Below are 12,255 nucleotides of genomic sequence, written 5' to 3'. Positions count from 1 at the left end.
GCGGGGGCGGGGGGCGTCGACTCCGCGGCGCCGCCGGCGGGCTCGTCGCGGTGGGGCGGGGGCCGCGCGCCGACGGGGGGCCCCCCCCCCTCCCCCTGTCTCACCAGGGCCGTCGCTCCGGCCCGTTCGCGCTGTCCGGCTGCCCGGAGCTACTCGGACTTGATCGCGGTCAGCATGTTCAGGCGGGCCGCCCGGCGGGCCGGCCAGAGCGCGGCCAGGACGCCGACGGTCGCCGCGAGCAGCAGGAAGAGCGCCATCCGGCCCCAGGGCAGGACGAGTTCGTACGTCGACATCCTGCTGCCCAGCAACTCGCCCGCCGCCCAGCCGAAGAAGACGCCGAGACCGATGCCGAGGACACCGCCGAAGAGCGAGATGACCAGGGACTCCAGACGGACCATCCGCTTGATGCCCTTGCGGTCCAGGCCGATCGCGCGGAGCATCCCGATCTCCTGCGAGCGCTCGAAGACCGACATCGCGAGGGTGTTGATGACGCCGAGGACGGCGACGATCACCGCCATCGCCAGCAGGCCGTAGAGCATGTTCAGCATCAGCGTGAACATCTGGGCGATGCCGTCGGAGATGTCCTGCCTGTCCTGGACCTTGACGGCGGGGTTGTCGCCGAGGGCCTTCTCCAGCTTGTCCTTGGCCGCGGCCGAGGCGCCGCCCGCCGTCTTCACCATGACCTGCATGTCGGAGGTGTCCCGCTGGTGCGGGGAGAGCGCGGCGGTGTCGAGGATGATGCCCTGGATCATCTCGTTGCCCTCGTAGACCCCGGCGACGGTCAGGCGTTCCTTCGCACCGTCCTCGTACGAGACCTGGAAGCGCGAACCGGCCTTCCAGCCATGGGACTTCGCCGTGTCCGAGTCGACCACGACCCGGGTGCCGCCGACCTCGAAGGCGCCGTCGGTGACGTCGAGTTCGGTGAGCTTGCCGATGGCCGGGCCGTTGACGCCGGTCAGGAACTCCGTCTTCCGGTCGATGCGGGAGGGCGCGTTGCGCAGCGGGCTGATGTCGGTGACCCCGTCGACCGCGGCGAGCTTCTTCTCGACGTCCGGGGAGAGGGAGTTGCCGTTCGCCATCGACACGACGTAGTCCGCCTTGATCGCCGAACCGGCCATCTTGTCGATCGACTTCTGCAGGCTGCCGGCCATCACCGTCATGCCGGTGATCAGCGTGAGACCGATCATCAGCGCGGAGGCGGTGGCGGCGGTGCGGCGCGGATTGCGCACCGAGTTCTGCCGGGCCAGCTTGCCGGAGATCCCGAAGATCCGCAGGACCGGTGCCGCCGCGGCGATCAGCGGCCGGGACAGCAGCGGGGTGAGGACGAAGACGCCGATGATGAGCAGCACGGCGCCGAGACCCATCGGGGCCTGGCCGTCCGATCCGTCCATCGTCGTGGCGTAGAGGACCACGGCGACACCCGCGGCCGCGAGCAGGGCGCCGATCGTGTTCCGCAGGACCAGGGACTTCGTCGTCGCCTTCGCGTGGAGGCTGCTCATCGCGGCGACCGGCGGGATCTTCGCGGCGCGCCGGCCGGGCAGCCAAGCGGCCAGCATCGTGACGAGGACGCCGACGAGCAGCGCCGTGGCGACGGTGCCGGGCGAGACGACCAGCGGGCCGTCCGGCACCGTGGCGCCGAGCGTGCCCATCAGGGAGCGCATCGCGGCACCGATGCCGATGCCCGCGGCGAGCCCGCCGACGGCCGCCACCGCGCCGACCACGAACGCCTCGATCAGCACCGACCGGGTGACCTGGCGGCGGGAGGCGCCGACGGCGCGCAGCAGTGCCAGTTCCTTGGTGCGCTGGGCGACCAGCATGGTGAAGGTGTTGGCGATGATGAACGTGCCGACGAACAGCGCGATCCCGGCGAAGACGAGCAGGCCCGTCTTCATGCCGCTCATCGCCGCGGAGATCTGCTCGGCCTGGTCGTCGGCGAGCTGCCGGCCGGTGACGGTGGAGGCGGTGTCCTTCGGTACGACGGCGTCGAGCGCCTCGCGCAACGCGTTCTGGCTGGTGCCCGGCGCGGCCCTCACGTCGATCTCGTCGTAGGAGCCGGCCGAGTGGAACAGCCGCTGCGCGGTCGCCGTGTCGAACAGGGCGAGGCTGCCGCCCGCGGCCACGTTGCCGTCGTCGGTGCTGAAGACGCCGGCGACGACGGGTTTCAGGACGGGGCCGTCGACCGACAGACGTACGGTGTCGCCGACCTTGTAGCCGGCCCGCCTCGCGGTCTCGGTGTCGATCGCGATCTCGCCGGTGCCGTGCGGCGCGTGCCCGGCCGTCAGGGGATAGCGGGGGTCCTTGTCGCCCCAGAAGTTGCCGCCCTGCGACTGGAAGCCGCCGCCGACGAGCTTGCCGTCCTTGTCGGCGATGGCGGTGAAGCCGTCGACGACACCGATCGCGGAGGCGGCCCCCGGAACCTGGGCGGCCTTGTCGAGAAGGGACCGCGTCAGTTTGTGCGTCCTGCCGATGGTGTCGCCCGAGTCGGCCGCGCTCTCCGGGCGGATGGCGACGTCGACCTGGTCGAAGCCCTTGGCGGAGCTCTTCTGGTAGGCGTCCGAGATGGTGTTGGTGAAGACCAGGGTCCCGGAGACGAAGGCGACGCCGAGGAGGACGGCGAGCACGGTCATCAGGAGTCTGGCCTTGTGCGCGAACACGTTGCGCAAGGCGGTACGGAACATGGTGTGTCTCAGTCCAGGTGTACGAGGAGTGGGGGCGCGTCGGGAGCGTTCGGCCCGCGTCAGCTCGTGTGGTTCTTGCCGTCGAATTCGGGGGTCCGGGGGTTTCCCCCGGGAAGGTTCCGCATGCGGTCGAGGACCGAGTCGGCGGTCGGCTCGTGCACCTCGTCGACGATCCGTCCGTCCACGAGGAAGACGACCCGGTCCGCGTAGGCGGCGGCCACCGGGTCGTGCGTCACCATCACCACGGTCTGGCCGAGTTCGCGTACGGAGTTGCGCAGGAAGCCGAGGACCTCCGCGCCCGAGCGCGAGTCGAGGTTTCCGGTCGGCTCGTCGCCGAAGATGATCTCCGGGCGGGAGGCGAGGGCGCGGGCGACGGCGACGCGCTGCTGCTGGCCGCCGGAGAGCTGGGAGGGACGGTGGCTCAGCCGGTCCGCGAGGCCGATCATCTTGATGACGGTGTCCAGCCACTCCTTGTCGGGCTTGCGGCCCGCGATGTCCATCGGGAGCGTGATGTTCTCCAGGGCCGTCAGCGTCGGCAGCAGGTTGAACGCCTGGAAGATGAAGCCGATCTTGTCCCGGCGCAGCTTGGTGAGCTGCTTGTCCTTCAGGGAGCCGAGTTCGGTGTCGCCGATGCGCACCGAGCCGGAGGAGAAGGTGTCGAGGCCCGCCACGCAGTGCATCAGCGTGGACTTGCCCGACCCCGAGGGGCCCATGATCGCGGTGAACTCGGCCTGCCGGAAGTCGACGCTGACCCGGTCGAGCGCGACCACCTGGGTCTCGCCCTGCCCGTAGACCTTCGACAGTTCCGTGGCGCGGGCTGCGACCGCGGTGCTTGTGCCGGCGAGGGGAGTGGTGGTCACGGGAGGGTGCTCCTGTCGGGACGAGGACATTGCTGGGGACGTGTTCCATCGTCCGTGCCGATCCGCGCCCTGTAGTCACCCGCTGTTCCGGTTCCGGGGGCAGCCTCGGGTCGGACCGCGAGCCGCCGTGTCATACCTGGGTATGACGGAACGCCCTGAGAGCCGTCCGGGTCGCCGCCGGGGAGCGCGCGGCGCACGGCCGCACTCCCGCGAGCCGGCCCGGGACCTGGTCCGGGGCTCGGCGTGATCGCGTTCGGACGGTGAAATTCCGTCAATCCCCGTACGCGCCCTGCGCGGGTCCGGGAGGCTGTTGGCAAGTGCTGACGGCCTGTGCGGCGTACTGATGCACCCTCAGACGTCAATAAAATAAGACAACATCGGTACGCACGCCCGCTGTTCGGGGGATGCGCCCCGATAGGCTCGGAACCTCGATGCGGAGCCCATGGTCTGCCCGGATGGTGGAATGCAGACACGGCGAGCTTAAACCTCGCTGCCCCTCGCGGGCGTACCGGTTCAAGTCCGGTTCCGGGCACTTTCCGCCCCTGTGACAGCAGGACGCGGGCCACAGTCGGAACTCTCCGAGCGTGGCCCGCCGGCTGCATTCCTCCCTCGCCACCGCCCTCTTCGCGGCACCCCGCTCGCCCGTTGGCAGCCGTTTCCCGGCGGTGGGTGTTCGCCGCCCCGGGGCGAGGCGAAGGAAGTTTCACTGAGCGAACATGGAGGGGGAGGCTGGGCGATGTGCACCACCGCGGCGACTCCCTTCGAGGACCGCGTCCGGCCGGCCCGTCCGGAGCGGATCGCGAGCCCGCGCGCGGCCGCGGTGGACCTCGTGGAGGGCTGTACGGGCTTCCCCGCGTGAGCACCGCGAGCCGCTGCCGCGAAGAGCGGTGTCACGGCTTCGTACCAGTGCGGGCGTAGCAGGGGGCACACGCGTACGGTGGCACAACGAGGGAAAGATCCTCCTCAAGCACTAGGGTCATTCCTTTGCCTACCCATTACCCTTGAGGCCAAGGCCACGCATGATGGCCATGGAGGAGTGAAATGAGGAGCAGTAACCCGGTCTTCTCGCGACGGGGGTTCAGCCGCGACAACGGCTACGCGGGCTTCAACGCGGCGCCGCAGGCCGGGGGACCCGCTGTCGGCACGCAGGGGAACCCGTACGCCCAGCAGGGCGGCACCCCCTACGCGCAGAACCCGTACGCGCAGAACCCCTACGCACAGCAGGGCCTCCAGCAGGGCGCTCCGCCGCAGGCCCCGGTCACCACCGGCCGTATGACGATGGACGACGTCGTCATGCGTTCGGCCATGACGCTCGGCACGGTCGTCGTCGGCGCCGTCCTGGCCTGGGCACTGCTGCCGGTCTCCAGCACGAGCTACGGCCTGGCCATCGGCTCCGGCCTGGTGGCCTTCGTCCTCGCGATCGTGCAGTCCTTCAAGCGCGCCGCCTCGCCCGCGCTGATCATCGGGTACGCCGCCTTCGAGGGCGTCTTCCTCGGTGTCATCAGCGAGATGTACAACTCGCAGTGGCACGGCGCGCCCTTCCAGGCCGTGCTCGGCACCATGGCGGTCGCCGGCGCCACCCTCCTCGTCTACAAGGCGGGCTGGATCCGCGTCACCGCCCGGTACGCGCGCATCGGCATCACCATCGCCATCGCCTTCATCGCCGTCATGGCGGTGAACCTCCTGCTGGTCGCCTTCGGGGTCGCCCCCGACGGCGGACTGCGCAGCAGCGGCCCGCTGGGCATCGCCGTCGGCATCCTGGCGATCCTGCTCGGCGCGTTCTTCCTGACCCTCGACTTCAAGCAGATCGAGGACGGCATCACCTACGGTGCGCCGAAGGACGAGGCCTGGCTGGCCGCGTTCGGCCTGACCATGACCCTCGTGTGGATCTACGTCGAGATGCTGCGGCTGGTCGCCATCTTCAGCGGCAGAGACTAGTCGCCGACGGCCGGACAGGCCGTCAGCTGATGTGAAGGGCCCGCGAACCACCAGTTCGCGGGCCCTTCGTCATGGGTGCCGGTCGTCGCGTGCGTGTCGTCGGCCGGTGGTCGTCTCGGTGGTGCGCGCTCACAGCAGTTTGCGCGCGGCCCTCCTCAGGTCGTACTCGTGGATGATCGCTTTGGCGTGGCCGTACGCGAGGTCGTGTTCGGCGCGGAGCCAGCTCACCTTCTCCTCGAAGCGGAAGAGGGCGGGGCCTTCGTCGACGGTGCGAAGCCAGTCGGAGATCTCACGACCGGTGCAATGGGGGATGCGGGCGAGCAGGTTGCGATGGGTCTCCTCGGAGAAGACTTGGGACATCGGCGCCTCCGAACGCAAAGGGGATGTAAGCCGGTCCTTCACGCCACCGTGCCTGAGGGTTGGGTTGTTGGCAACAGTCCCGCCGCTGCGCGTAGTCTCGCGGCGTGCTGGATACGACGCCGTTGACCCGAGCCGTGGACCACTTCGCCGACCGGTTGCGAGCCGCTCCGCAGAGCCGCCTGCAACGCAGTGCAGCGGCCGAGGCACTGGGGCTGGCCAGGGAGTTCGCGCTGCGCACCCAGCGGGTCGAGGACCCGTCGGGGGAGCCCCGGGAGATGCCCGACGCCGGGATGTTCGCCGCCGCCGACCAAATCACGGTCGCCGCGCACGACTTGGCCCTCGTACTGAAGAACGACGAGGAACTGGCCGAAGCGGTCACGCTCGTGGCCGAGGCACAGAAACGCGCCGGGGTCTGACCAGCTCGGTCGACTCCGGCGCGCGGGGTGCCGTGCGGCCCGTCCCCGGGGGCGGACGCTACAGCGACGCTATGACGCGGTCCGCCAGGATGTAGACGCTCTCCTCGCCGAAGGAGAAGGTCAGCGCGTACGCGCCCGAGACGCCGGAGCCGCCGAGCAGGACCGGGGCCTCACCCGCCGTCAGCGCGGCGGCGAGCCGCTGCGCGGTCTCGCGGTGGCCCGGGGTCATGCACAGGGTCGTGCCGTCGGCGAAGACGTAGACGTCGAGGGTCCCGAGCGGGCCGGGGCGGACGTCCGCCAGTTCCGTACGGGACTCGGCGAGCTCCTCCAGGCGGGCCACCGTGCGTTCGTGGTCGCTGACCACCGGTGACTGGACCGGGACGAAGTCCGGGTGCGAGGGGTGACGGCGGCGGGCCGCGGCGAGTTCCGGGGAGTCGCCGGCGGTACCGCTCGGGTGGAAGTCCTCCAGGTCCGTGCCGGACTCGGTCACCGGCTCCAGGTGGTCGAGACCCACGAAGTCGGAGTGGCGCGGCAGGAACAGCTCACTGTCCGGCAGTCCGAGCAGCGACGGCGCGTCGGAGGCGTCACGCGCCTCCTGGGCGGCCCAGAAGGCCCGCGCCTCGGCGAGCTCCCGCTCCCGCTCCTCGGCCAGCGCATCGGCCACGGCCGCGCGTATCTCGTCCGCGTCGGAGGATGCGCGCGCGGCGGGCACGAGAGCCCGTGCCGCGCCGGCACGGCTCGCGACGAGTTCGCTGTGCAGGGCTGCCACCTGCCGACGCACACCCCACAGGGTGCGCAGAACGGCGACGCCCACGGCCGCACTTGCGGCGGTGGCGAGCAGCAGAGCAATCGGCATGGCGCTCACTGACGTACTCCCGGTTCAAAGTCGGCCCCCGACTTCCTACATCAGCTTGAAGGGCGAACCATCAAACTGTCAGTGCGTAACGTCACGAATAGGACAGGACTTTGGGCCTCGGGTTTAGCTGTGCAGTGCATCTGACCTGCGGAAATACCCTTCCAGGGGGACATAGGTCACATCTTGGATGGGATTGGATCACAAATCGGCCCAGAGGCCCGGTGGTTCCGGGCTTCTGGGCCGATTCGCTCACGCTGGGTTCAAATCCCGTCACGGTAACGGGTCATCGCTGTCAGCTCAGACGCTCGATGACCATCGCCATGCCCTGACCGCCGCCGACGCACATGGTCTCCAGGCCGAACTGCTTGTCGTGGAACTGGAGGCTGTTGATGAGCGTGCCGGTGATGCGGGCGCCGGTCATGCCGAAGGGGTGGCCGATGGCGATGGCGCCGCCGTTCACGTTCAGCTTGTCCAGCGGGATGCCGAGGTCACGGGCGCTCGGGATCACCTGGGCGGCGAAGGCCTCGTTGATCTCGAACAGGTCGATGTCGTCGACGGTGAGGCCGGCACGGCTGAGCGCCTGCTTGCTGGCCTCCACCGGGCCGAGGCCCATGATCTCGGGGGACAGGCCGGTGACGCCGGTCGAGACGATGCGGGCGAGCGGGGTCAGGCCGAGCTCGCGGGCCTTCGTGTCGGACATGATCACGAGGGCGGCGGCGCCGTCGTTCAGCGGGCAGCAGTTGCCGGCGGTGACCAGGCCGTCGGGGCGGAAGACCGGCTTGAGGCCCTGGACGGCCTCCAGCGTCACACCCGCACGCGGGCCGTCGTCCTTGCTGACGACCGTTCCGTCCGGGGTCGTGACCGGGGTGATCTCGCGCGCCCAGAAGCCGTTCTTGATGGCTTCCTCGGCGAGGTTCTGCGAGCGCACGCCGAACTCGTCCATGTCCTGGCGGGTGACGCCCTTGAGGCGGGCCAGGTTCTCGGCGGTCTGGCCCATCGAGATGTACGCGTCCGGGATCAGGCCGTCCTCGCGCGGGTCGTGCCAGGCCGAACCCTCCGACTGCGCGACGTCGAGGGTGCGGGCCTCGGCGTCGGCGAAGAGGGGGTTGTGGGTGTCGGGCATGCCGTCGGAGGTGCCCTTGACGGACCGCGACACCATCTCGACGCCCGCCGAGATGAAGACGTCGCCCTCGCCCGCCTTGATGGCGTGCAGGGCCATGCGGGAGGTCTGCAGGGACGAGGAACAGTAGCGGGTGATGGTGCAGCCCGGGAGGTGGTCCATGCCCATCTGCACGGCCACGGTGCGCCCGAGGTTGTGGCCCTGCTCGCCGCCGGGGAGGCCACAGCCGAGCATCAGGTCGTCGATGAGCTTCGGGTCCAGCTCGGGGACCTTGGCGAGGGCGGCCTGGATGATCGTGGCGGTCAGGTCGTCGGGGCGCACGTCCTTCAGAGAGCCCTTGAAGGCGCGGCCGATCGGGGAGCGGGCGGCTGAGACGATCACGGCTTCGGGCATCACGGCTCCATTGGCGTACGGGAAGTGTGCAGGGCTGCTTGGGAAGTTACCCGTACGTACCGTCGAGGTCACCGGTGCGGGGGTGTGACACCGGCCGCACTTTTCTAAGCGCTTGCTTTTTGCTGGCGGGGGCGCCTTGGGGGTGAGCTGCGCGGGGCCGGTCTGAAGAGGTGGCCCGCGTCCGGGTGACCGCCTCGGGGCTTCGCCCCCTCGGGGCTTCGCCCCGGACCCCGCTCCTCAATCGCCGGAGGGGCTGAATCTTTCCGCCGGCCGGAGGGGCTGGGCTCTCCCGGGCGTCGGCTTGATCCGCCGGTCGCGGTCGGATGCCCAGGGGCGCGGGGAACTGCGCGGCCCGCCCCCATGGAGCCGCACCCGGCTACGGGCCTGCCCGGATCGGGGCTGGGCATTCGGTGCCGGGCTGGGTGGCAGAGCCAGGGGCGCGGGGAACTGCGCGGCCGGCCCCCACGCACCCGCAGCCGGGTACGGCCCCGACCTGGTCCGGATTTCGGTGCCGGTCGGGTCGAGAGGGCCAGGGGCGCGGGGAACTGCGCGGCCAGGCCCCATGCGCCCGCGGCCGGGGACGGGCCTGAAGTGCCCGGGCGGGAGCCGTCGGGGTCAGTTGGACGGGGTGGGGGCCGGGTCTGTGGCCGGGAGGCGTTGGCGGCGGCGGCGCTTCAGGAGGGCCCAGGGGCCACGGGGCCCCGTGGGCATAGCGGCAGCGACCTCGGTGCCGGGCTCGGAAGCGGCCTCCGCCGCGGCGCGGGCGACCGGCAGGAACCCCTCGTGACGCGAGACGTCGGGCCGCTCCTCCTCGGCCGGCCAGAGGCCCAGCGCCGCGCAGACGGTGGGCAGCAGGGCCATGGCGGCCGTCGCGTACCCCTCGGCCGAGGGGTGGTAGTGGTCCGGCCCGAACAGCTCGCGCGGGTTCGCCTCGAACTCGGGGCCCAGCAGGTCGCCCAGCGACACCGTACGGCCGCCCTGCTCGACCGTCCCGATCGTCTGGGCGGCGGCGAGCTGGCGGGACGCGCGCCGCGCCAGCCACCGCAGCGGCTGCTGGACCTGCTCGACCGTGCCCAGGTCGGGACAGGTGCCGACGACCACCTCCGCACCGGCCGTGCGCAGCCGGCGTACCGCCGCGGACAGATGACGTACGGAGCGCGTCGGCGGCATCCGGTGCGTCACGTCGTTCGCACCGATCATGATCACGCAGACGTCGGGCAGCCGGGACGTGTCCGTGAGGGCGAGCGCGACCTGACGGTCCAGGTCGTCCGACTGGGCACCGGGCAGCGCCACATTGCACAGCTCCACCGGCCGCTCGGCCACCGCCGCGAGCCCCGAGGACAGCAGCGCGCCCGGCGTCTGGCGGGCCCTGCGCACTCCCTGGCCGGCGGCCGTCGAGTCGCCGAGCATCGTCAGCCGCAGCGGGGGTTCGTCAGGAGAGGCGCCGGTGTAGTCGTACCCGTAAAGACCGTCGGCGCGCGGGGCGTAGGGAGCGTGTCCGTTGTTCACATGCCGCTTCACGAACTGCACCTCGGCCAGCACCAGACCGACGGCCGCCGCACCCACCAGCCCGATGCCGCCCCCGCCGTACGCCGCGCCCGCGGCGATCCGCCGGGCCACCCTCGCCCTCGACATGCTCGTCATTCCTCGCCGCCACCTCCTGTAGCCGTACAACCACTGCTTGCCCCGAAGTGCGGGTGGGCCAATCTCAACTGCGGGTGAACGCCTGCGCAGGGCCGTAGGCTGACGGGACCATTCCTGTTGAAAACGTAGCTCCGGAGACAACGGTGCAATTCCACGACTCGATGATCAGTCTCGTCGGCAACACCCCGCTGTTGAGGCTCAACAACGTGACCGCGGGCATCCAGGCGACCGTCCTGGCGAAGGTCGAGTACTTCAACCCCGGCGGATCCGTGAAGGACCGCATCGCCCTGCGCATGATCGAGGCCGCGGAGGAGAGCGGCGCGCTCAAGCCCGGCGGCACGATCGTCGAGCCGACCAGTGGCAACACCGGTGTCGGCCTCGCGATCGTGGCGCAGCAGAAGGGGTACAGGTGCATCTTCGTCTGCCCCGACAAGGTCTCCACGGACAAGATCAACGTCATGCGCGCGTACGGGGCCGAGGTCGTGGTCTGCCCCACCGCCGTCGACCCGGAGCACCCGGACTCGTACTACAACGTCTCCGACCGGCTCGTGCGGGAGACCCCGGGCGCCTGGAAGCCCGACCAGTACTCCAACCCGAACAACCCCCTCTCGCACTATCACTCGACCGGCCCCGAGCTGTGGGAGCAGACCGAGGGGAAGATCACGCACTTCGTCGCGGGTGTCGGCACCGGCGGCACGATCTCCGGCACCGGCCGGTATCTGAAGGACGCCAGCGACGGCAAGGTGCAGGTCGTCGGCGCCGACCCCGAGGGGTCCGTGTACTCGGGCGGCTCGGGCCGGCCCTACCTCGTCGAGGGCGTCGGTGAGGACTTCTGGCCGACCGCGTACGACCGTACGGTCGCGGACGAGATCGTCGCGGTGTCCGACAAGGACTCCTTCCAGATGACGCGCCGCCTGGCCAAGGAGGAGGGGCTGCTCGTCGGCGGCTCCTGCGGCATGGCCGTCGTGGCCGCACTGCGGGTCGCCGAGCGGCTCGGCCCCGACGACGTCGTCGTCGTGCTGCTCCCCGACAGCGGCCGCGGCTACCTCAGCAAGATCTTCAACGACGAGTGGATGGCCGACTACGGCTTCCTGGAGGACACCGGCCCGAGCGCCCGTGTCGCCGACGTCCTGAACGACAAGGCGGGCGCCTCGATCCCCTCGCTGGTGCACATGCACCCGGAGGAGACCGTCGGCGAGGCCATCGAGGTGCTGCGCGAGTACGGCGTCTCGCAGATGCCGATCGTCAAGCCGGGCGCCGGTCACCCGGACGTGATGGCCGCCGAGGTCATCGGGTCGGTCGTGGAGCGCGAGCTCCTGGACGCGCTGTTCACCAAGCGGGCCTCCCTGGAGGACCCGCTGGAGAAGCACATGTCGTCGCCGCTGCCCCAGGTCGGTTCCGGTGAGCCGGTCGCTGACCTGATGTCCGTGCTCGGCGGTGCCGACGCGGCGATCGTGCTCGTCGAGGGCAAGCCCACCGGTGTCGTCAGCCGGCAGGACCTGCTGTCCTTCCTGGCCAAGGGCGGCATCAGGGCCTGACCCCGTCCCGGGCCTGAGCAGGATTTTCGCTCGAAGTGCCGGATCCGTGTGGATCTTCCGGCTCCGGCCGGGGTGAACTTCGCGGAAGTGGTACGAGCGCGTCACGTCCGCGCAGCACCCGCTTAACACGGGTCCGGCACATTAGTGGGTGTCGGCAGGGCGGGAGCGGCTCCCCGCCCGGCCGGCGGCGAACGGCGCCAAGGACCTCCGGAGCGGCTCCCGGACCTCCATGGACGCCTAGGACGCGCAAGCCCGGTCCTGACCCGGCCCGCGTCCCTCGCGGGGACCGCCGTCGTCCCGCCCCCCTTCACCGGGGGTGCGGCGGTCCCCGCGCATAACGTCGAAGGGGGCCCGGGGGGGGGGGGCGGGCGCCCCGCCGGCGGGGTTGGGCCCGGCCCCCCCCCCCCCCCCACCGACAGCCCCCCGCGGCGGCGGCGGGGCGCCACTCAGAG

Annotated in this window: 10 protein-coding genes and 1 tRNA gene; 5 read left to right on the top strand and 6 right to left on the bottom strand. The window is 70.8% G+C overall.

Annotated elements, in window-relative coordinates; translation table 11 throughout:
- Positions 1 to 149 precede the first annotated feature (149 nt).
- A complete protein-coding gene (locus tag ACFXGX_RS25195; RefSeq protein WP_384795163.1) occupies positions 150 to 2,678 on the bottom strand; it encodes an ABC transporter permease in 2,529 nt (842 codons plus the stop codon).
- A 59-nt stretch (positions 2,679 to 2,737) separates the two neighbouring features.
- Positions 2,738 to 3,538 (bottom strand): ABC transporter ATP-binding protein, encoded by an 801-nt coding sequence (locus ACFXGX_RS25190; RefSeq protein WP_384795161.1) that lies wholly within the window; start codon positions 3,536 to 3,538, stop codon positions 2,738 to 2,740.
- 449 nt (positions 3,539 to 3,987) lie between these two features.
- On the opposite strand from ACFXGX_RS25190, the gene ACFXGX_RS25185 reads away from it, so the two are divergent.
- The 3 genes from ACFXGX_RS25185 to ACFXGX_RS25175 all read left to right on the top strand — a co-directional run bounded on the left by ACFXGX_RS25185 (position 3,988) and on the right by ACFXGX_RS25175 (position 5,476).
- A tRNA-Leu gene (locus tag ACFXGX_RS25185) sits at positions 3,988 to 4,070 on the top strand.
- Positions 4,071 to 4,274: 204 nt separating this feature from the next.
- Positions 4,275 to 4,397, top strand: coding sequence for a hypothetical protein (locus tag ACFXGX_RS25180; protein ID WP_384795159.1), 123 nt, complete (start codon positions 4,275 to 4,277; stop codon positions 4,395 to 4,397).
- A 182-nt stretch (positions 4,398 to 4,579) separates the two neighbouring features.
- Positions 4,580 to 5,476, top strand: coding sequence for a Bax inhibitor-1/YccA family protein (locus ACFXGX_RS25175; protein WP_384795157.1), 897 nt, complete (start codon positions 4,580 to 4,582; stop codon positions 5,474 to 5,476).
- Between the two features lie 129 nt (positions 5,477 to 5,605).
- Here the strand turns inward: ACFXGX_RS25175 and ACFXGX_RS25170 are convergent, their stop codons facing one another.
- Complete coding sequence (locus ACFXGX_RS25170; RefSeq protein WP_103550712.1) at positions 5,606 to 5,836, bottom strand: DUF4287 domain-containing protein; 231 nt, start codon at positions 5,834 to 5,836, stop codon at positions 5,606 to 5,608.
- Between the two features lie 104 nt (positions 5,837 to 5,940).
- Here ACFXGX_RS25170 and ACFXGX_RS25165 point away from each other — a divergent pair, with 104 nt between their 5' ends.
- On the top strand, positions 5,941 to 6,252 hold the full coding sequence (locus tag ACFXGX_RS25165) for a hypothetical protein (protein WP_384795155.1): 312 nt from the start codon (positions 5,941 to 5,943) through the stop codon (positions 6,250 to 6,252).
- Between the two features lie 58 nt (positions 6,253 to 6,310).
- Here ACFXGX_RS25165 and ACFXGX_RS25160 read toward each other — a convergent pair whose 3' ends face one another.
- The 3 genes from ACFXGX_RS25160 to ACFXGX_RS25150 form a co-directional block, all read right to left on the bottom strand.
- Positions 6,311 to 7,117: a hypothetical protein gene (locus tag ACFXGX_RS25160; RefSeq protein ID WP_384795153.1), complete on the bottom strand. Its 807-nt coding sequence runs from the start codon at positions 7,115 to 7,117 to the stop codon at positions 6,311 to 6,313.
- Between the two features lie 283 nt (positions 7,118 to 7,400).
- Positions 7,401 to 8,621 (bottom strand): acetyl-CoA C-acetyltransferase, encoded by a 1,221-nt coding sequence (locus tag ACFXGX_RS25155; protein ID WP_384795151.1) that lies wholly within the window; start codon positions 8,619 to 8,621, stop codon positions 7,401 to 7,403.
- 615 nt (positions 8,622 to 9,236) lie between these two features.
- Entirely contained in the window at positions 9,237 to 10,265 is a 1,029-nt protein-coding gene (locus ACFXGX_RS25150) for an SGNH/GDSL hydrolase family protein (RefSeq protein WP_384795149.1), read from the bottom strand.
- A 143-nt stretch (positions 10,266 to 10,408) separates the two neighbouring features.
- On the opposite strand from ACFXGX_RS25150, the gene ACFXGX_RS25145 reads away from it, so the two are divergent.
- A complete protein-coding gene (locus tag ACFXGX_RS25145; RefSeq protein ID WP_384795147.1) occupies positions 10,409 to 11,803 on the top strand; it encodes a cystathionine beta-synthase in 1,395 nt (464 codons plus the stop codon).
- The last annotated feature ends 452 nt before the right edge of the window (positions 11,804 to 12,255 follow it).

The sequence above is a fragment of the Streptomyces sp. NPDC059371 genome (assembly GCF_042751995.1).
Taxonomy (GTDB): Bacteria; Actinomycetota; Actinomycetes; order Streptomycetales; family Streptomycetaceae; genus Streptomyces.
The sequence above is the reverse complement of the archived record's forward strand: the minus strand, read 5'-3'. Positions and strand labels throughout refer to the sequence as shown.

What these genes read in the sequence shown, in the direction of transcription:
- ACFXGX_RS25195 (WP_384795163.1), bottom strand. Translation starts at nt 2,678, where the DNA reads ATGTTCCGTACCGCCTTGCGCAACGTGTTCGCGCACAAGGCCAGACTC.
- ACFXGX_RS25180 (WP_384795159.1), top strand. Translation starts at nt 4,275, where the DNA reads ATGTGCACCACCGCGGCGACTCCCTTCGAGGACCGCGTCCGGCCGGCC.
- ACFXGX_RS25175 (WP_384795157.1), top strand. Translation starts at nt 4,580, where the DNA reads ATGAGGAGCAGTAACCCGGTCTTCTCGCGACGGGGGTTCAGCCGCGAC.
- ACFXGX_RS25170 (WP_103550712.1), bottom strand. Translation starts at nt 5,836, where the DNA reads ATGTCCCAAGTCTTCTCCGAGGAGACCCATCGCAACCTGCTCGCCCGC.
- ACFXGX_RS25155 (WP_384795151.1), bottom strand. Translation starts at nt 8,621, where the DNA reads ATGCCCGAAGCCGTGATCGTCTCAGCCGCCCGCTCCCCGATCGGCCGC.
- ACFXGX_RS25150 (WP_384795149.1), bottom strand. Translation starts at nt 10,265, where the DNA reads ATGACGAGCATGTCGAGGGCGAGGGTGGCCCGGCGGATCGCCGCGGGC.